This window comes from Nocardia concava NBRC 100430 (assembly GCF_000308815.1).
GTDB classification, from domain to species: Bacteria; Actinomycetota; Actinomycetes; order Mycobacteriales; family Mycobacteriaceae; genus Nocardia; species Nocardia concava.
Map to the genome: position 1 here is coordinate 1 of NZ_BAFX01000013.1, position 19,213 is coordinate 19,213.

At 68.3% G+C, this 19,213-nt stretch carries 19 protein-coding genes and 1 pseudogene; 10 read left to right on the plus strand and 10 right to left on the minus strand.

Annotated features, from left to right (window positions below; genetic code table 11):
- The 3 genes and pseudogenes from ON43_RS43480 to ON43_RS47315 form a co-directional block, all read left to right on the plus strand.
- The coding region (locus ON43_RS43480; protein WP_157513889.1) for a DUF3027 domain-containing protein at positions 1–649 on the plus strand (649 nt) is incomplete at its 5' end.
- A 77-nt stretch (positions 650–726) separates the two neighbouring features.
- Positions 727–1,941: pseudogene (locus ON43_RS03825) on the plus strand (sacsin N-terminal ATP-binding-like domain-containing protein); the annotation flags it as partial.
- A gap of 278 nt (positions 1,942–2,219) precedes the next feature.
- Positions 2,220–3,935 carry a hypothetical protein gene (locus ON43_RS47315; protein ID WP_157513890.1) on the plus strand — a complete coding sequence of 572 codons (1,716 nt, stop codon included), beginning with the start codon at positions 2,220–2,222 and terminating at the stop codon, positions 3,933–3,935.
- A gap of 92 nt (positions 3,936–4,027) precedes the next feature.
- Here ON43_RS47315 and ON43_RS03835 read toward each other — a convergent pair whose 3' ends face one another.
- Positions 4,028–4,642 (minus strand): TetR/AcrR family transcriptional regulator, encoded by a 615-nt coding sequence (locus tag ON43_RS03835; RefSeq protein ID WP_245568456.1) that lies wholly within the window; start codon positions 4,640–4,642, stop codon positions 4,028–4,030.
- A gap of 163 nt (positions 4,643–4,805) precedes the next feature.
- A complete protein-coding gene (locus ON43_RS03840; protein WP_373283388.1) occupies positions 4,806–5,048 on the minus strand; it encodes a DUF2530 domain-containing protein in 243 nt (80 codons plus the stop codon).
- 70 nt (positions 5,049–5,118) lie between these two features.
- On the opposite strand from ON43_RS03840, the gene ON43_RS03845 reads away from it, so the two are divergent.
- Positions 5,119–5,556, plus strand: a complete 438-nt coding sequence (locus tag ON43_RS03845) for a MarR family winged helix-turn-helix transcriptional regulator (protein WP_040803602.1) — start codon at positions 5,119–5,121, stop codon at positions 5,554–5,556.
- Between the two features lie 3 nt (positions 5,557–5,559).
- Here the strand turns inward: ON43_RS03845 and ON43_RS03850 are convergent, their stop codons facing one another.
- The 3 genes from ON43_RS03850 to ON43_RS03860 form a co-directional block, all read right to left on the minus strand.
- Positions 5,560–5,970 carry a YccF domain-containing protein gene (locus ON43_RS03850; RefSeq protein WP_245568457.1) on the minus strand — a complete coding sequence of 137 codons (411 nt, stop codon included), beginning with the start codon at positions 5,968–5,970 and terminating at the stop codon, positions 5,560–5,562.
- A gap of 76 nt (positions 5,971–6,046) precedes the next feature.
- Positions 6,047–7,252: a GNAT family N-acetyltransferase gene (locus ON43_RS03855; protein WP_040803604.1), complete on the minus strand. Its 1,206-nt coding sequence runs from the start codon at positions 7,250–7,252 to the stop codon at positions 6,047–6,049.
- Positions 7,253–7,635: 383 nt separating this feature from the next.
- Positions 7,636–8,280 carry a TetR/AcrR family transcriptional regulator gene (locus ON43_RS03860; RefSeq protein ID WP_040803606.1) on the minus strand — a complete coding sequence of 215 codons (645 nt, stop codon included), beginning with the start codon at positions 8,278–8,280 and terminating at the stop codon, positions 7,636–7,638.
- 116 nt (positions 8,281–8,396) lie between these two features.
- Here ON43_RS03860 and ON43_RS03865 point away from each other — a divergent pair, with 116 nt between their 5' ends.
- Entirely contained in the window at positions 8,397–9,047 is a 651-nt protein-coding gene (locus tag ON43_RS03865; protein WP_040803608.1) for a dihydrofolate reductase family protein, read from the plus strand.
- Positions 9,048–9,129: 82 nt separating this feature from the next.
- Here the strand turns inward: ON43_RS03865 and ON43_RS03870 are convergent, their stop codons facing one another.
- The 3 genes from ON43_RS03870 to pdxH form a co-directional block, all read right to left on the minus strand.
- Positions 9,130–10,443 carry a citrate synthase gene (locus tag ON43_RS03870; protein ID WP_083913143.1) on the minus strand — a complete coding sequence of 438 codons (1,314 nt, stop codon included), beginning with the start codon at positions 10,441–10,443 and terminating at the stop codon, positions 9,130–9,132.
- Positions 10,444–10,630: 187 nt separating this feature from the next.
- Positions 10,631–11,914, minus strand: a complete 1,284-nt coding sequence (locus ON43_RS03875; RefSeq protein ID WP_174416444.1) for an MFS transporter — start codon at positions 11,912–11,914, stop codon at positions 10,631–10,633.
- Between the two features lie 106 nt (positions 11,915–12,020).
- On the minus strand, positions 12,021–12,746 hold the full coding sequence (gene pdxH, locus ON43_RS03880) for a pyridoxamine 5'-phosphate oxidase (RefSeq protein ID WP_063712479.1): 726 nt from the start codon (positions 12,744–12,746) through the stop codon (positions 12,021–12,023).
- Positions 12,747–12,847: 101 nt separating this feature from the next.
- Here pdxH and ON43_RS03885 point away from each other — a divergent pair, with 101 nt between their 5' ends.
- Positions 12,848–13,987, plus strand: coding sequence for a citrate synthase 2 (locus tag ON43_RS03885; protein ID WP_040803610.1), 1,140 nt, complete (start codon positions 12,848–12,850; stop codon positions 13,985–13,987).
- A gap of 66 nt (positions 13,988–14,053) precedes the next feature.
- Here the strand turns inward: ON43_RS03885 and ON43_RS46715 are convergent, their stop codons facing one another.
- Positions 14,054–14,848 (minus strand): RDD family protein, encoded by a 795-nt coding sequence (locus ON43_RS46715; protein WP_040803612.1) that lies wholly within the window; start codon positions 14,846–14,848, stop codon positions 14,054–14,056.
- A 143-nt stretch (positions 14,849–14,991) separates the two neighbouring features.
- Here ON43_RS46715 and ON43_RS43485 point away from each other — a divergent pair, with 143 nt between their 5' ends.
- Positions 14,992–15,165, plus strand: a complete 174-nt coding sequence (locus ON43_RS43485; RefSeq protein ID WP_245568460.1) for a DUF1272 domain-containing protein — start codon at positions 14,992–14,994, stop codon at positions 15,163–15,165.
- A gap of 44 nt (positions 15,166–15,209) precedes the next feature.
- Positions 15,210–16,079 (plus strand): polysaccharide deacetylase family protein, encoded by an 870-nt coding sequence (locus ON43_RS03895; protein WP_245568458.1) that lies wholly within the window; start codon positions 15,210–15,212, stop codon positions 16,077–16,079.
- Between the two features lie 28 nt (positions 16,080–16,107).
- Here ON43_RS03895 and ON43_RS46720 read toward each other — a convergent pair whose 3' ends face one another.
- Positions 16,108–16,902, minus strand: a complete 795-nt coding sequence (locus ON43_RS46720; protein WP_281033298.1) for a hypothetical protein — start codon at positions 16,900–16,902, stop codon at positions 16,108–16,110.
- 133 nt (positions 16,903–17,035) lie between these two features.
- Between ON43_RS46720 and serC the strand changes: the two genes are divergently transcribed.
- Positions 17,036–18,160, plus strand: coding sequence for a phosphoserine transaminase (serC, locus tag ON43_RS03905; RefSeq protein ID WP_040803628.1), 1,125 nt, complete (start codon positions 17,036–17,038; stop codon positions 18,158–18,160).
- Between the two features lie 232 nt (positions 18,161–18,392).
- On the plus strand, positions 18,393–19,213 hold an 821-nt coding region (sepH, locus tag ON43_RS03910), incomplete at its 3' end, for a septation protein SepH (protein ID WP_051177862.1).

Consider the following 19,213-nt stretch of genomic DNA (forward strand, 5'->3'; position numbering starts at 1 on the left):
CGCCCTGGAGATCGGTCTCGGTCGTACCCAGGTGCTTTCGCGCGAGGGCCGCGAGGACGCGGCGGATCGCTGGTTCACCGAATACGGTCCGGACACGGATATGGCCCGCGCGGCACCGTCGACCTGTGGCCTGTGCGGCTTCTACGTTCCGCTCGCGGGCGCGCTGCGTTCCGCCTTCGGCGTGTGCGCCAATGCGATGGGCGCGGACGGGCATGTCGTGCACGTGGCCTACGGCTGTGGCGCGCATTCGGATGTGGTGCTGCCCTCCGGCAATGGATCGCCGCTCTACGAGGCTTACGACGATGCGGCGGTGGAAATGATCCCCGTCGCCGAGCTGCGCCCGGAACCGGTTGCCGCCGAAGCGGACGACGCTGCCGAGGCGGAAGCCGTTGTCGCCGATCCCGAGTCGCCGGTGGCCGAGGTCGAAGCGCCTGCTGCCGAGGTCGAGTCGGTCGACGCATCGGGCGAGTCGGTGGAGACGGCCCCGGCCGCTGCGCCCGAGACCGCCGTGGAGGAGGGGGTGGCCGCGCTGTTCGACGTGCCGGACCCCGACGCGGTGTACGACGACGCCTGGGCGGTCAATGCCGTTCGCGTCGAGTCAGATGCCGTTCGCGCCGAGCCCGATTCGGGGGCCGCGGAGTCGCGCTGATCAGCCGCGGCGAATAATTCCGCCACGCCGGTTCGGGTGGTGTGGCAGACCTGTTTCCCGGCAGAGTTCGGCGTGCCATGAAACCGTTGTGCGGGAAGGGGTATTTGGGCGTGATCGCGACCGATTTGGGGGATCCGTTCGGGACCGAGCAGCTGCGGGCCGGTGTGGTGGCCGCGTGGCGCGGATCGCCCACCCGCCTGCGGGAGGACGCCGCCACCGAGGCGGACCTGGTGCGATCCGGATACCGGGATCGGCTGCTGACCGAACTGGCACAGAACGCGGCGGACGCGGCCGTGAAGGCGGGCGTCCCGGGCCGGGTCGCGGTGTGGCTGGACGGGCGGACCCTGCATGTCGCCAACAGTGGCGCGGCACTGGACGTTTCGGGCGTGCACGCGCTGACCGCGCTGCGGGCCTCGGGCAAGACCGAGGGCGCGGCCGTCGGCAAGTTCGGTGTGGGTTTCACCGCCGTGCTGACGGTGTCGGACGAGATCGAGCTGCGATCGACCAGCGGGTCGGTGCGGTTCTCGCGCGCCGAGACCTGGGCGCTGCTGGGCGCGCAGGGCATCGAGATCCCGGAGACGCCGGGCGGTTTCGTGCCGCCCGCGCTGCGGCTGGCCTGGTCCACCGAGGAGCGGCCCGCCGGCGGCTTCGACAGTGAGATCGTGCTGCGGCTGCGCGAGGACGTGGACACCGTCGCCCTGCTGGCGGAGATGCGGGCCGAGGCGGCCGAGCTGCTGCTGGAACTGCCCGCGCTGCAGAGCATTCGGATCGGCGGCGACGAGATCGTCAGCGCCGAGCGCGAACTCGAATACGGTCTGACCGAACTGCGTGTCACGGGCCCGAATTCCGAGGAGCGGGTGTGGTGGCAGTACCGCACCGGGCCCGCGCGCTGGCTGCTGCCGGTGCGTGACGGCCGCCCGGTCGCCGCCCATCCGGACGTGCTGCGCGCGCCCACCCGTTCCGATGAGGAGCTGTCGATTCCGGCGCTGCTCATCGCCGATATCCCGATGCAGCCGGACCGTCGCCGCCTGCTCCCCGGCGCGCACCTCACCGAGCTGGCCCGTGGCTACGCCGATTTCGCGCGCGCCCTGCCGCCCCGCGACCGCCTGGTCGTGGTGCCGACCCCCGGTTTCGCCCGCAGCGAGGCCGACGGCCTGCTCCGCGAGGCGCTGATCGACGAGCTCCGCGAGCACGAATGGCTCCCGGTGCTGGAGCCGAGCCCGGAGGTCGTGCTCGAATCCGCGCCCGCCCCGGTGGATTTCGATGCCGAGTTCGGTGTCGTGATCCCGGACTCCGGCGAGGCGGCGGCCGCTGCCGCACCGGAGCAGGCCGATCCGGCCACGCCGCCCGCGCCGGTGCGGAGCACGACTTCGCCGACCCCAAGGCGCGCACCGCGCGACCGGCCGAGCCGGAGACGCTGCCGCTGTGGGAGCTGCCGGTCGAGGACGAATCGCCTTTCGATGCGGTCGAACCCCACGACGCCATCGGCCCGCACGATGTGGTCGCGACCTACGACGGGGACGGGATCGACGGTGTCACCGAACCATCCACAGCCGAGCTGGGGATGGTTGTGGATGAATCGAGCGAGGGCGTTGCGGCGCAAGCGGATCCGCGCGGTCCGGTGGCCGCGCCACGGCGGGCGAGCGTATTCACCGGCGCCACCGCGGAATTGGCCGGTCTGCTGGCGGATATGGCCGGGCCGCTGGTGATCCCGGAACTTTCGCAGCGCATGTACGCGGACGCGCTGGCGGTGCTGGACGTGCATCGCATCGGCCTGGCGCGCATCGCGGAGCTGTCGGGCAGCCTGGAACGTGAACCGCAGTGGTGGTATTCGCTCTACGACGCCCTGGATTCGTTCGCCGTGGACCCCCTGTTGGTGGAGGAGCTGGGTGCGCTGGCGGTCCCGCTGACCGACGGCCGGCTGGTGACCGGCCCGCGCACGGTGGTGCTGGACGACCGGCTGGAGTCGGCGATCCCGGTGCACTGGGCGCGGCTGGTGCATCCGGAGGCGGCGCACGAGCTGCTGGGGCGGCTGGGCGCGCGGCCCGCCACGCCGGAGGATCTGCTGAACGATCCGGGCCTGCAGGCGATTCTGGAGGACGATCCCAGCGATCCGGACACCGTGGACGCGGTGCTGAGCCTGGCCGCGCACTCCCTCGCCGCGCCCGGCACGCTGCCGACGTGGCTGGGTCTGCTCGAATTGCCCGATGTCGAGGGTGAATCCACACCTGCCGACGAGCTGCTGCTGCCCGACGCCCCGCTGAGCCGGGTGCTGGTGGAGGATTCGCCGTTCACCACGGTCGGCGCGGATGTCCTGGACCGGCACGGCCCGGAAGCGTTGCGCGCCATCGGTGTCGGCTGGGGCTTCACGCTGGTGGCCGAGTCGGATCCGACCGGCCCGGACCATCACCTCGACGATGAGGAAACCTGGTGGGAGGGCCTCGCCGACGATCCGGCCGAGCTGATCGCGGTGCGCGACCTGGATCTGGTGGACGATGCCGAATGGCCGGAAGCACTGCGGCTGTTGCTGTCCGACCCCGCCACCCGCCCCCTGCTCGCCGACCGTGACGGCTACACCGCCTGGTGGTTGCGCCACCACGCCCACATCGACGGTATCGCGCTGGGCGTCATGCGCCACCCCGACGACACCCTGTTCGCCGGGCTGCTGCCGCAGCTGCCCGGCTTCGATGCCGACGATCTCCGCGTGCTGCGCGGCGTGCTCGCCGATCCCGAGGTGCTGACCACTGCCCTGGCCGAGGAACTGCTCGACGCCCTCGCCGATCCGGCCAGAAGGCCCGGCCCCGAGTCGATTTCGCAGACCTATCGGCTGCTGGCCGAAGGGCTGGAATCCGGCCGCCTGGACACCGAGGAGCTGGTGCTGCCGGGGCAGGTGCGGGCACTGTCGGGCGAGGTGATCGACGCCGCCGACGCCCTGGTGCTGGACCGCTCCTGGTTCGGCCCGGCGCTGCCGGTGGATCGCCTGGTGGTCGGCGACATGGCCACCGCGAAATCCCTTGCCACCCTGCTGGATCTACCGCTGGTTTCCGAGGCGGTGACCGCCGAGGTGGTGAGCGCCGGCCGCGAAACCTCCTGGGCGGCGGAACCGCTCGGCGTGCTGCTGCGCATGCAGTTCGATTTCGCCACGCCCCCGGGCGAACTCGTGGTCCACGACGAATTGCGGGTGCGGCTCTCGGGCGCGTACGAGGCGACCGTCGCGGTGGCCTGGTGGCACGAGGATGGTGTCACCCACGTACAGGCGCAGCCCCAGAACTTCTCACGCCGTTGAGATTCGGGCCCGAAACCTCGAGATTCGGGCCATGAATCAGGTCCGGCGCGGACACTCCAGGTGTCCGCGCCGGATGAGGATGGGGGCCCGGGTCAGGCCGAGTGGGCTGCCACGGTGGTGGCGAGGATGTCCAATTGCTCACGGACGGCGGCACTGTCGTTGTCGACCAGCCAGCGCAGCACGATGCCGTCGATGGTGTTGAGGATGAACCGCGACAGGGTGCCGACGGGAACGGTCCACTGGGTGCCGGTGGCCTCGCGCGCGTGCTCGCAGACATCGGCGACGGTGGAGTCGTTGAAGGTGTACTGCTCGCGGGCGATGGCGAGTTTGGCCGGGGTCGATTCCCCTTCGCGTAGTGCGTAGGTGGTCGTTTCGTAGGTCAGGAGTTGCCGTTCCGGCGTGGCTTCGATGTTGAGCCACATGAGTTCCAGACCCGCGCGCACCAATTGTTGAAGCGCTGCTTTTCCGGTTCCGACGTCCTGCCATACGGTTTCGTTGGCGTCGACGGAATCACGCAATTCCATCGAGAGCGCCTTGACCAGCTCGGTCATCAGCTGATCTTTGTTTTCGAAACAGTAATGCACCACACCGAGGGAAACACCGGCTGCCTGGGCAACATCGCGCGTGGTAACTCCTGCCACGCCCTTTTTTTCGGCAAGGCCGATGGCTGCCTCGATAAGGTGGGCCCGTCGTTCTTCGACGCTCAATCGGGAGGACACTCCAGGGAGTTAAGCGTCCGCGACGCGCGCAGTCAATTCGCACGCTCCACAAGTTCGTTTTTCAACCGTGGTCTGGACCAGCGGTCTGTGCGGCATTCCCGACATTCGTTACGTCGAGGCGGAGTTTGTAAAGCCTTCGGGCGTGAGTTCCTCAGTCCAGACCGAGCTGCGCGCCTTTGTCGCCGCGCCGCGCGCCCCGGCGCTGAATCGCGAAGATGGTGTAGCCGAGCAGTCCGACCGCGAGGCCCATCAGACATACCGGGCGCGCGGTGGCCCAGGCGTCGTTCGCCCAGACCGCGATCGTCGCGATCAGGAAACCGAGGCTGCCCACGGCCAGTACGGGCCGCGGATCGGTGAAGCGCGGGGGAATCTCCGGTACCGGCGGTGTCGTCACGTCAACCAGACTAGTGGGCCGCACGCGAACAGCCGACTCGTGCGCGAACGGTCCCGTATCGTTTGCCTCTGTGACAACGCCTTCCGACATTCGAGCGCTCGCCGGTGACCTCTCGCTGGCCGTGGTGCGCTTGACTCGGCATCTGCGAGGCCGGCGGGCCGATGCCCAGATTTCGCTGACCCAGCTGTCCGCGCTCGCCACCCTGAATCGCGAAGGCGCGATGACCCCGGGCGCGCTGGCCGCCAAGGAGCGGGTGCAGCCGCCGTCCATGACGCGGGTCATCGCCTCGCTGTCGGAATTGGATCTGGTGGAACGCAATCCGCACCCGACCGACGGGCGGCAGATCATCGTGTCGCTGTCCGCCGCCGGGCGGGCGCTCATCCTGGATGAGAACCAGGCCCGCGAGGCCTGGATGACCGATCAGCTGGCGGGCCTGTCCCCGGAGCAGGTGAAGGTGCTCACCGAGGCCGTCAGCATCATGAAGCAGATCGTGGACGAGTCCGAATAATCCCTAGTACCCGAAACGTCGGTCGCTGCTGACGATCTCGCGCCCCAGCGGGAACAGGGACACCGGGATCAGCTTGAGATTGGCCCAGGCGAACGGGATTCCGATGATGGTGATCGCGAGCGCGATGCTCGTCATCAGGTGACCCAGGGCCAGCCACCACCCGGCGACGATGATCCAGATGATGTTCCCCAGCATCGATCCCACACCCGCGCTCGGCTTCTCCACGGCCTCCCGCCCGAACGGCCACAGCACGAAGTTCGCGATCCGGAACGACGCGATCCCCCACGGAATCGTGACGATCAGGATGCAGCAGATCAATCCGGCGATCACGTACCCGACGGCCATCCAGAATCCGACCAGCACGAGCCACAGGACGTTGAGTATCAACTGGATGGGTTTCACATCAACCAGCATGCCAGGCCCCTGGACCGCCGACCACCAGGGAAAACCCTGATTTCGGGGGTCGGCGTTCAGGGGCGGGGATAGATCGTCAGAAGAACCAGCCGAGTTCCGCGTCCCGATCCGAGGTGAAAGCCTCGTCGAAGGCGCGGAGTTGCGCCGTGTCCTTGGCCTGGATTCGGTTGGCGGCGGCGAAGGTGCGGGCGCGGTAGGCGCCGAAGTAGAGGCTGGAGAGGACGTCGATGCCCAGTTCCAGGTCGGGGGTGCGGTCGGTGGGTTCGCATTCGGCGATGCCGTCGCGGACACGCAGGGCGAAGGCGCCGCCCGCGTCGCGGAACGGATCGTCCACGGCCAGTACGAGATCCAGGTCGCGCTGGTAGGTGCGGGCGGTGAGGGCGGCGGGGACGTCCATGATCCGGGCCCACAGGGCGTCGTGGCGGGCGGTGACGCGGATCAGGCGTGGATCGGTCACCAGGTGGGGGAGCGGATCGTTGTCGCTGGTGCTGGCCACCACGGTCTTCACCAGGTCCAGACCGAGCAGGACCCGCCACAGCGCGATGTGCGCCTCGGGGGTGACCGCGCGCAGTTCGCGGACGGTGGCGGTGTTCCCGTCGTCGCTCCAGGCGCGGCGCAGGATGGCGTAGCCGTCCGGATGGGTCAGGAAGAACTGCGGCGCACCGTCCTCGGTCTGCACCGAATCGGCGAAAACCCGCTGCTGCCAGCGGGCTTCGGGCCGGACCTGCGCGCCGGGGACCAGTCGCCGCCAGCGGTCGTAGATCTCGGGCAGCACGGTCTCGGCCTCGTCCAGCGAAACGACCTGGACGCCGCCGGGATCCGGTGTGGTGGGCCGGAATTCGGCGGTGCGGCCGCGCACGGTGAAGTCGACCTCGACAACGGTCGGGCCGTAGCCGAAGCGCCCGTAGATGGTGCCCTCGCTGGCGGTGAAGATGGTGAGCGGCACGCCCTCGGCCTCGGTGCGCCGATGCTGCTCGGTGTAGAGCGCGCGCAGAATGCCGCGCCGCCGATGGGTGGGCGCGACCACGACACTGGTGACGCCGCAGGCCCGCACGGTGCCGCCGCCGGGAACGGTCACCGTCATGGTGTGGTCGTTGGTATGCCCGACAATGCGGTCGCCGTCCACCGCGACCAGGGCCCGCTCGGTCGGAAAGACCTGCGGTCCGTACTCGATATCGGCCGGGCCGACCCGCATTCCGAAGCAGATCTCCGACAGCCGCCGGATCTGATCCCGCTCCTCGGTGCGCGCCGAACGCACGACAATGCCATTCGTCGATGCCATGAATCGAACATCCCACGAATTTCGGTCCGTTGCATCCGAATTTCTCCGGGTGTCACCTGCCGCCCCCGCCGCGGCAGGTAGCACCCGGAGTTCGGATTCCCCCTGGTTCCCCCGGGCGCGGTTTACGGGCGCGGGGCCGTGAGCGCCCCGATGATGTTGATGATGTTGCCGATGGCGGCGGTGGCGTTGGCGGCGATCGAGGAGCCGGCGTCGAGCAGGTACAGCATGTCTTTTCCCTCATCAATCCGAATGTGCTTGCCGCACAGACTTTTTCGGTGGTAGTGAGATCGTCTCCGTCTCACGGGAACAAGATTGCCGCCCCGCCCCAGCAAGATCCTTAACAAGTCCTTGTGAACGAAAACCGCCAGTTTCGCGATGCGCGTTCAGATTCCGCGGTCGACCATGTCGAGCAGTCGCTCGGTGAGCTCGTCGAGCTGCTCGCCCTCGAGGAAGCGGAACGGGCCGTCGACCGCCAGGTAGGCGAGGCCGTGGACGGCGGGCCAGGCCAGGAATTCCGCGCCCGCGCGGCGGTCGGCCGGGAGGAGTCCGGTCTCGACCAGGCCGTCGAGGGCGTCGGAGAGCAGTTCGACGGCCGAGCGGCCGGTCGGGCCGGAGGCTTCGGGGGCGGCGACGGCCTGGATGTCGTGCTGGGTCGCGAAAGCGGTTCGGAACAGGCCGGGTTCGGCGCGGGCGAAGCGCAGGTACCCGGTGCCGACCGCCCGGAAACGGGCGCGGGCCAGCGCGGCCGGATCGCCGATTTCCGGTAGCGCCTGCTGGTCCGCGACGATGGACCCCGCCAGCCGGGCCAGGGCGACCCGGGCTACGGCCTGCACCAGGGCGTCGCGATCGGCGAAGTGGGTGTAGGCGGCATTGGGTGCGACGCCCGCCCGGCGGGCCGCCTCGCGGAGCACGATCGCCTGCGGCCCACTCTCCCTTGCCATTTCGATTCCGGCCTCGACCAGGGCTTCCTTCAATGCGCCGTGCCGGTAGGTGGCTCGCCGGCCGGGTTTGTCCCGCGTCTCGCTCACGGTTCCCTCCTTATGGCCTGCATCACATAATCTGGACAGCGTCCAGAAACCTGCGCCATTCTGAACGCCGTACAGATCTTCTGAACACCGTACAGATTAATGGAGAGGAACCCGCCATGAAACTCACCGTCACCATGTTCGTGTCCATGGACGGCGTGCTGCAGGCGCCGGGCGGACCGGAGGAGGACCCGACCGGCGGTTTCGACCTCGGCGGCTGGCTCATCCCCTTCGCCGATCAGGACATGGGGGCGACCGTAGTGGGCTGGGTCGCCGACGCCGACGCATTCCTGTTGGGGCGCAAGAGCTATGACCTGCTGTCCGCGCATTGGCCGCGGGTCACCGACCCCGCAGATCCGATGGCCACGGCGCTGAACACCCTGCCCAAGTACGTGCCCTCCACCACCGCGCGCGAATTGACCTGGCACAACTCGCATCTGCTCACCGGCGACCTGATCGAGGAGGTCCGCGCGCTGAAGGCGAAGCCGGGCCGCACCCTGCAGGTCCACGGCAGCGGCGCGCTGGCCCGCGAACTGCTGGCGGCCGGACTGGTCGACGAACTGCGCCTGCTCACCTTTCCCGTGGTGCTCGGCAAGGGTCGCCGCCTCTTCGAGGACGGAACCGCCGCTGCCGCATGGCGACTCGACTCGGCGACCTCCACGGCCGCGGGCGCGATCGCCCAGGTCTACACCTACATCGGCGCGCCCATGGTCGGCACCGTGCTCGTCGACGAGGACGGCAGCGAGGCCGTCGAACTCGTCGGACAGTGACCCGCAACGGCGAAACCCCGCCGCCACCAAGGGTGACGACGGGGTTTCGCCGAAAAGCGTTCGGGCACAGGGCCCGTCGAGGTCAGCGACCGTTGATCTCGATGTAGTCGCGCTCGCCGTAGCCGGTGTAGATCTGGCGCGGGCGGCCGATCTTCAAAGGCTCGCGGTGCATTTCGCGCCAGTGGGCGATCCAGCCCGGCAGGCGGCCCATGGCGAAGAGCACGGTGAACATGCGGGTCGGGAAGCCCATGGCCCGGTAGATGACGCCGGTGTAGAAGTCGACGTTCGGGTACAGCCGGCGCTCGATGAAGTAGTCGTCGGTGAGGGCGGCCTCTTCGAGCGACTTGGCGATGTCGAGCAGCTGGTCGTCGCCGCCGATCTTGGCCAGGATGTTGTCCGCGACCTGCTTGACCAGGGTCGCGCGCGGGTCGTAGTTGCGGTAGACGCGGTGCCCGAAGCCCATGAGCTTCACGCCGTCTTCCTTGTTCTTGACCTTGCGGACGAACTCCTTGACGTCGCCGCCGGAGGCCTTGATCTCGTCCAGCATCTCCAGCACGGCCTGGTTGGCGCCGCCGTGCAGCGGGCCCCACAGCGCGTTGATGCCGCCGGAGACGGAGGTGAACAGGTTGGCGTCGGACGAACCCACCAGGCGCACGGTCGAAGTCGAGCAGTTCTGCTCGTGATCGGCGTGCAGGATGAGCAGCATGTCCAGCGCCGCGGCGATCTCCGGGTCGACCTCGTAGGGCTCGGCCGGGAAGCCGAAGGTCATCCGCAGGAAGTTCTCCACCAGCGACAGCGAGTTGTCCGGGTACAGGAACGGCTGGCCGACCGACTTCTTGTACGCGTAGGCCGCGATGGTGGGCAGCTTGGCGAGTAGTCGGATGGTGGACAGTTCGACCTGCTCGGGATCGCGCGGATCCAGCGAGTCCTGGTAGTAGGCCGAGAGCGCGTTGACCGCGGAGGACAGCACCGGCATCGGGTGCGCGTTGCGCGGGAAGCCGTCGAAGAACCGCTTCAGGTCCTCGTGCAGCAGGGTGTGGCGGCGGATGCGATCGGTGAAATCGTCGAGCTGGGCCTGGGTCGGCAGCTCACCGTAGATGAGCAGGTAGCTGACCTCGATGAAGGTCGACTTGCCGGCCAGCTGCTCGATCGGAATCCCGCGGTAGCGCAGGATGCCCGCCTCACCGTCGATGTAGGTGATGGCCGACTTGGTCGAGGCGGTGTTCATGAAACCGGGGTCGTAGGTGACGTACCCGGTGCTGGCCAGCAGCTTGCCCAGGTCGATCCCGTCATTGCCCTCGACGGCCTTGGCGACGGTCATCGGGTACTCGCCGCCCGGGTATTGCAGTACCGGCTTGGCGTCGTCGTCGACGTTGATGATGTTCTCAGCGGGCACGGAAGGATCCCTCTCAGGCTTGTAACCGTAGGCATCGGCGCGGTCGGCGCGCGATGCGCTTGAGTCAACGCTAGCCGCTGTCCGGTAGGCCCGACTAACGAGGGTGTCTCTTTGCTACCTCACAGTCACATCGTTCGCAGGTGAGGCGAGCGGCGGTCATGTGCTATGTGCATGAACACCGGAAATATCAGGCGAGCTGCACTTCCGAATGCGCACGTGCGACCCGGTATCGCACGAAGGCGGGGAAGGCGACGATCGAGATCATCATGCCGATCACGACCAGCACACCGCCGCCGGCCGCTGTCACAGCGGTACCCACCGCGGCCGCCGCGAAACCGTGCGCAACATCACCGATCCGCGGTCCACCCGCCACCACCACGATGAAGACGCCCTGCAGGCGGCCGCGCATCTCGTCGGTCGCCACCGACTGCAGCATGGTGGTGCGCAGCGCCGCGGAGAACATGTCGACCGCGCCGCCGAAGGCCAGGCAGGCCAGGGCGATCCAGAGCGCGACGGTCATGGTGAGACCGTGCCCGACCAGGCCCACGGCCAGGCCGAAGCCGATCATGCCCACACCCCACAGCACGATGAGGATCACCACCGCCAGGCCCTGCCGGCGCACCCGCGAGAGCCAGCCGGAGAACACCCCGCCCAGCACCGCGCCCGCCGACATGGCAGCGAAGAGCAGGCCCAGAGCCGTTCCGCCGGAAGCGGAATCGCCGAAACTGTCCTGCGCGATCTGCGGGAACAGGGCGCGCGGCATGCCGAACACCATGGCCACCACGTCAACGGCGAAGGAGGCCAACAGGATTCGCTGGGTGGCGAGATAGGCGAAACCGTCGAAGACCTCGCGCAGGCCCGCGCGCCGGGTCTCGCCGTGCGGCGGGATCGGGGGCAGTTTCCAGGTGGCCCACAGGGTGGCCAGCAGGGCGATGGCGTCCAGGAGATACAGCGTGGACAGGCCCGCGAGCGGAATCAGCATGCCCGCCAGGACCGGTCCGGCGATCGCGCCGAACTGCATGACGGTCATGGACAGGGAGTTGGCCGCCGGGAGCTGCTCGGGCGGGAGCAGGCGCGGGTAGATCGCGCTGCGGGCGGGCTGATTCATGGCGAAGAACGCCTGCTGGGCCGCGAACAGGACGAGCACCAGCCAGACATTGTTCAGCCCGGCGGCGGCCTGCGCCCAGAAGGCGAGGGCGGTGAGACCCGTGCCCGCGCTGGTGAAGAGCAGCATCTTGCGGCGGTCCATGGCGTCGGCGAGCGCGCCGCCCCACAAGCCGAAGACGATCAGGGGGATCAGACCGAAGAGCCCGGCCAGACCGACATAGGAAGAGGAATGGGTGATGTCGTAGAGCTGCTTCGGAACAGCTACTACGGACAGCTGCGCGCCGATGACGGTGACGATTCCGGTGGTCCACAACCGTCGGTAGTCGGGATTCCGTAATGGAGTTATGTCGGCGAGCAATTTCACCGACACAACATTAGCCAGGCGAAACAGCACCTGGCTACGCTTTTTGGGCGGATCATCCCACCATTTGAACGTGAGATATCCAACTCTCTCGGGATGGAAAGATCGATCAGGGTTGCAGGCGTTCGATTTTCATCGCGACCACATCGATGTTGCCCGGTTCCAGGGTGACCTTGATCCGGTTGTGCATGCGGCTGCGGCGGCCCTGCCAGAACTCGACGGTCTCGGGCTGGATCTGGAAGCCGCCCCAGAACAGGGGCAGCGGGACCTCGTCGACGTCCGCGAAGCGGGCGGTCGTCGCATCCATCTGCCGGTCCAGGTCGGCACGGGAGGAGATGGGCCGGGACTGCTCCGAAGCCCACGCGCCGAGTCGCGAGCCGCGCGGCCGGGACTGCCAGTAGACCTCGGTCACCTCGGTGGAAACGCGATGCACCGGGCCGCGGACGGTCACCTGCCGGCCCAGCGGGGTCCACACGAAAGTGGCCGAGGCGTAGGGGGTTTGGGTGAGCTGACGGCCCTTGAAGGATTCGTAATTGGTGTAAAAAGTCACACCTTCGGGAGAAAGCCCCTTGCACAGGACGGTTCGCGAGGACGGCTTCGGGCCGGTCTCGGTGATCTCGACCGTGCTCAGCACCATGGCGTTGGCATCGGTGAGGCCCGCGCTGGTGGCGTGTTCGATCCAATTGCGCAGCAAGGGCTCCCAGCCGTCGGCCAGCCAGGTCTCGTCCAGGTCGGTTTCACGGCCCGGATGATTGTCGCCCTGATCGACGCCGTACTCGACGCGCAAGGCCGCGAGATCGAGGTCTGTAGTGGCGAATTTCTCCTGGTCAACCATGGGCCAGACGTTACTCCGCGGTAATGCGCGCGTTAAGCTCCAGTTTGATCGGCGTGGCCGCCCATCGATCGGGCGGCCCGATTTGCAAGGAGAGTCACAACATGACTGCCAGCGCTGCGGTACCCAATGTCGTCCCCGACGGCTTCGTGAGCGGTCTCGAAGGCGTGGTGGCCTTCACCACCGATATCGCCGAACCCGACAAGGACGGCGGTGCGCTCCGGTACCGCGGCGTCGACATCGAGGACCTCGTCGGCAATCGGGTCACCTTCGGTGATGTGTGGGCCCTGCTCGTGGACGGCGAATTCGGCCGCGGCCTACCGCCCGCCGAGCCGTTCCCGCTGCCCATCCACACCGGCGACGTGCGCGTGGACGTGCAGGCGGGCCTGGCCATGCTGGCCCCGATCTGGGGTTACCAGCCGCTGCTGGACATCGACGACGACACCGCCCGCGAGAACCTCGCGCGCGCCTCGGTCATGGCGCTGTCCTATGTCGCCCAGTCGGCGCGCGGCATCTACCAGCCCGCCGTGCCGCAGGCCAAGATCGACGAGGCCAAGACCATTACCGAGCGGTTCATGACCCGCTGGAAGGGTGACCCGGACCCGCGCCACGTCGAGGCCATCGACGCCTACTGGGTCTCGGCCGCCGAGCACGGCATGAACGCCTCCACGTTCACCGCCCGCGTCATCGCCTCCACCGGCGCCGACGTGGCGGCCTCGCTGTCCGGCGCCATCGGCGCCATGTCCGGCCCGCTGCACGGCGGCGCCCCGGCCCGCGTGCTGCCCATGATCGAAGCGGTCGAGAAGACCGGCGACGCGCGGGCTCTGGTCAAGGGCATCCTGGACCGCAAGGAAAAGCTGATGGGCTTCGGCCACCGCGTCTACCGCGCCCAGGACCCGCGCGCCAAGGTGCTGCGCGAGACCGCCAAGCGCCTCGACGCCCCGCGCTACGAGGTCGCCGCCGCGCTGGAGCAGGCCGCGCTGGCCGAGCTGCGCGAGCGCCGCCCCGACCGCGCCATCGAGACCAATGTCGAGTTCTGGGCCGCCGTGATCCTGGACTTCGCCGAGGTTCCGGCGCACATGATGCCCGCCATGTTCACCTGCGGACGCACCGCAGGCTGGTGTGCGCACATCCTGGAGCAGAAGAAGCTGGGCAAGCTGGTCCGCCCGGCCGCCATCTACACCGGGCCGGCGCCGCGCCTGCCGGAGACCGTGCCGGGCTGGGATCTGGTGTCGCACAAGTAGATCGACCGATATGGCAATGGCCCCGCAGCGAAAACGCTGCGGGGCCATTGTTTTTCGGTATTCGAGCTACGCCTTGACGACGATGGTGCTCACGGCCTTGTCTGCGAAGGTCTGCTTCTTGTCATCCCAGGCGGGCCACAGGAAGCCGAGGTAGCAGGGGAGGGCGTCGATGAAGTGGAGCAGGCGGCGTCCGATCGACAGGCCGAAACCGACCGGCTGCCCGGTGGATTCGCGGATCAGGCGGATGCCGACCACCTTCTTGCCAGGGGTCTGGCCGGTGGTGCCTTCCTGGTGGCAGATGAACAGCAGACCCGCGATACCGACCACGAAGGCGAGCAGCAGGCAGATCCAGCCCAAGGCGTTCAGGCCGCCGCCGCTGTAGGTGGTGTGATAGTTGGAGTCGATGTCGTAGGTCACCTTCGACGTACCCGCGGTGACCGCGATGGTCCGCAGGATGATGCCGGGCAGGATCCAGATGGCGCCGTCGATCAGGTACGCGCCCACCCGTGCGCCCCAGCTCGCGTACTGCGCCCCGTATCCCCCGAACGGAGCGTAGCCGGGTTGCGGTGCGCCGAAACCGGGTTGCGGTGCGCCGTAAGCGGGTTGGGGTGCGCCGTAAGCGGGCTGCTGCGGCGCGCCGTAGGGCGACTGGGCGTCATAGGCGGGCTGCCCGTACGCGGGTTGGGGTGCGCCGTAGGCCGGTTGGGGAGCGCCGTAGCCGGGCTGGGGCGCGCCGTACGCGGGCTGCTGCGGTGCGCCGTACCCCGGCTGGGGTGCGCCGTAGCCCGGGGCGGGCTGGTCGGCGGGCGGGTAGCCGTACCCCGGCTGCTGCTGCGGGTACGGGTTGTTCGGGTATGTCAATGCGCTTCCTTGCAAAAGGGTTGGTTCGGTCGGGCAGGCTACAGTCTGGAGCAATCCGGCCTCCGGGATGAACTGGAAATCGATCACACTCGTGGACCGGGGTCGAGGGCATGTGAGAGAGGGAGGCCGCGATGGCGTTGGAGATGCGGACACGCTGTGAGCGCTGTGAGGTAGCCGAATTGCCCGCCGACGGCCCGGCCCTCATCTGCTCCTACGAGTGCTCGTTCTGTGAATCCTGCGGTCGAACAATGGATTACGTCTGCCCCAACTGCGGTGGCGAGCTGGTTGCCAGACCGCGACGTTTGAAAAAACCCTGATTCCGGTTCTGGCACCTGAGATCGAATTCACATAACCTGCACCGGTGCTCGACGCAGGACTGTCCAGGCGCGGCCTCTTCGCCGCGGGCGCGGCGCTCGCCGCGAGCCTCGCCACCGCCGGATGCGGTGTGGCGAACGGCAATTCGTCCGACCGCATCCTGGAGCCGCCGCGGGCCGGCGTCGATCCGGGCACCGCACCCGCCAAGCTGCCCATCAATACCGCCAATCCCGACGCGGTGGCCGCCAAGTACGCCGGTCGGCAGCCGCAGGGCTGGGGCACCGATCTGGACGGCATCATCACCGGATTCAATGCCACCGGAAAGCAGTTCGCGGTCACCTTCGACGCCTGCGGCGGGCCCGGCAACAATGACATCGACGAGAACCTGCTGGCCTTCCTGCAGGCCCAGCAGATCCCGGCCACCCTGTTCCTGAACAAGCGCTGGATCGACGCCAATCCGGCCCGCGCCACCCAGCTCGCGGGCAACCCGCTGTTCGAGATCGCCAATCACGGCACCGCGCACTGCCCGCTCTCGGTGACCGGCCGCGCCGCCTACGAGATCAAGGGCACCGTCTCCGCGCAGGCCGCCGTGGACGAGGTGTGGGGCAACCACCAGCGCATCGCCGCCATCACCGGCCACGCGCCGCGCTTCTTCCGCGCGGGCACCGCCCACTACGACGACGTCTCGGTCACCATCGTCAAGGAGCTCGGCGAAACCCCCGTCGGCTACTCCGTCAACGCCGATTTCGGCGCGACCGCCTCCGCCGCCCAGGTCCAGAACGCCATGGGCGCCGCCAAATCCGGCGGCATCTCCCTGGCCCACATGCACCGCCCCAAATCCGGCACCGGCCCCGGCATGCTCGCCGCCCTCCCCGCCCTCAAGGCCAACGGCTTCCAATTCGTCCACCTGCCCTAGCCTTTCGGGCCACGCCCCAGCCTTCGGGTCACGCCTCCCGCGACGCGGCCCAGTCCACGGCCACGGACTCCCCGCGGTCGACGGTGAAGAAGGCGACTTCGAGGTGGCGGCCGAGGTCCACCAACTCCATGGCGGACAAGGGGACCGGCTGCACCACGCGGACCCGCCACGGGCCGGGTTCGTCCCACGCGTGGAGTTCCAGATCCAGCCGCAGCACCGGGTCGTCGCGCCCGGTGTAGTCGGCGGCGACGGGCGTAGCGGCCAGCACCGTGGCGCGAGCACGGCGCCCGTCGGCCAGGATCTTGGCGATATTGGTGCGCGAAGTCTCCTCCGGCGCGGGCAGATACAACACCACCCGGTCGTGATCCCCGGGATCGACCCGGCAGCAGACGATGTCCCCCGGCTGCATCCACTCCTGATCAGAGGCACTGACGCGCTGGCGAACCCGCGTCTCGTACGCGTGCCGCTCCTCGAGCTGAATCCGCACCCAGAACTCCGGACCGGGCTCGGCGGGGAAGGTTTTGGTGGTGGAGCGGACGCTGAGGATGGTGGCGGTGCCCTCGGTTCCATGTAGGAGGAGTTCGCGGCGGGCGGCGTCGTCGAGGGCGGGGCCGCGGCGGGTGAGGCCGCGGGAACCGAATTGGGAGGACAGGCGGGCGAGCAGGCCGAGGCGGGGCGGGGGCGCGGATCGGCCCTGTGCGGTCGCCGGGTGCGGGGCGTCCGGACCGCGGTGTGGGCGGCCGGGATTGAGGGAGGCGCTGGGGGCCGGATCCGACGGGTGGTCGGAGGTGGTGTGCGGTCGCTCGTGTGCGGCCATGTCCATGGCGGTAAACCGTAGTGCTTGTGTGGTGCCGGACACAGCAATACGCGGGGTTTGTCGAATCAGGTGACAGGAATTGTTTTTGCGGGCCGACCCGCTGGTGAGCGTGGGTGATAGCACCTTTACCCTTGTCGCCATGACCTCTGCGTTCCCGACCATCCCCGACGATCTCAAGCCCGCCGATGGACGGTTCGGCTGCGGACCCTCCAAGGTGCGTCCCGAACAGCTGCAGTCCCTGGTGGATACCGGCGCTTCGGTGTTCGGTACCTCGCACCGGCAGAAGCCGGTCAAGGACGTGGTGGCGCGGGTGCGCTCCGGTCTGCGCGAATTGTTCTCCCTGCCCGACGGTTACGAGGTCGTGCTGGGCAACGGCGGCACCACCGCGTTCTGGGACGCCGCCGCCTTCGGCCTGATCCGCGAGAAGTCGCTGCACCTGAGCAATGGCGAGTTCTCCTCGAAGTTCGCCTCGGTCGCCAAGGGCAACCCGTTCATCGGCGACCCGATCGTGGTGAAGTCGGAGCCGGGCGACGCGCCCGAGCCGACCTCCGACCCCTCGGTCGACCTCATCGGCTGGGCCCACAACGAGACCTCCACCGGTGTCGCCATTCCGGTGTCGCGCCCGGCGAACTCGGACCACGCCCTGATCGCCATCGACGCCACCTCCGGCGCGGGCGGCCTGCCGGTGAACATCGCCGACACCGACGTGTACTACTTCGCCCCGCAGAAGTGCTTCGCCGCCGACGGCGGCCTGTGGATCGCGCTCATGAGCCCCAAGGCCCTGGAGCGCGTCGAGGAGATCAAGAACTCGGGTCGCTGGACCCCCGAGTTCCTCTCGCTGCCGATCGCGATCGACAACTCCACCAAGGACCAGACCTACAACACCCCGGCGCTTGCCACCCTGTTGCTGTTCGCCAACCAGATCGAATGGCTGAACGGCAACGGCGGTCTGGACTGGGCCGTGAAGCGCACCGCCGATTCCTCCTCGCGCCTGTACTCGTGGGCCGAGACCAGCGAATTCGCCACGCCGTTCGTGCAGAACCCGGCGCTGCGCTCGCAGGTGGTCGGCACCATCGACTTCGCCGACAGCGTGGACGCCGCGCAGGTGGCGAAGGTGCTGCGCGCCAACGGAATCGTTGACACCGAGCCGTACCGGAAGCTGGGTCGTAACCAGCTGCGCATCGGCATGTTCCCGGCCATCGACCCCGAGGATGTCTCGCAGCTGACCCGCAGCATCGACTGGGTCGTCGAAAAGCTCGGCTGAGCAGTAAAAACAGCGCCGGTTCACGGTTTTCTCACGATCTTCGCGAGAGCGTGAAATCGGTTTCGCCGCAGAGGCGAATCGCTCACACTAATGCGGCGTGGAAGTCTGGGAACAGATTTCCACGCCGCGTGTCTTGCCCCATGATTCACAGAAGTGCACTACTGTTCCAGAACGTGGGCGGTGTCGCGAGCCTAGCTATAGCTGTGAGTTGCGCAGCGAACAGGAGGTAACGGTGCGTGAACTTCGAGTGATCGGATTGACGCCCGATTCCACGCACATCGTGTGCATCGATACCGAGAGCGGCCAGAAGTACCGGCTCGCCGCCGATGACAAACTGCGCGCCGCTGCCCGCGGAGATCTTGCCCGATTCGGCCAAATCGAGATCGAAACGGAAGCCACGATGCGTCCTCGCGATATCCAGGCCCGTATCCGCGCGGGTGCTTCGGTGGAGCAGGTCACCGAAGAGTCGGGCATGCCGCTGTCGCGGGTCGAGCGTTTCGCGTATCCCGTTCTGCTGGAACGCGCCCGGGCCGCCGAGCTGGCGCAGAAGGCGCACCCGGTCCGCAACGACGGCCCCGCCGTGGAGACCCTGATCGAGATCGTGTCGGCCGCCTTCGCCGAGCGCGGCCACAATATCGAGGTCGCCGAATGGGACGCCTGGAAGGACGAGAAGGGCTACTGGGTGGCCCAATTGCAGTGGCAGGCGGGCCGTTCCGTGATCGCCGCGCACTGGCGCTACCAGCCCGACGCGCACGGCGGCTCGGTGGTGCCGCTCGACGACCCGGCCTCGGACCTCATCGATCCCGACTTCGGCCGGGCCCTGCGCGGCCTGGCGACGATCCTGCCGGATCAGAACGACATCGCGGTGGAGGAGGCCCCGGCGCCCGCTCCCGCGCCGCGTGAGGAGCGCGTCGCCGAGTACGAGCCCGCGCCCGCCCGCGTCGCCAAGCAGCAGAGCTCGGAGGAGTACTTCGAGCAGCGGGCCGCGGTCGGTGACGGCACCGTCCCGGCCGTGACGGCTGCCGCCCCGGCACCGGCTCCCGCTCCGGCTCC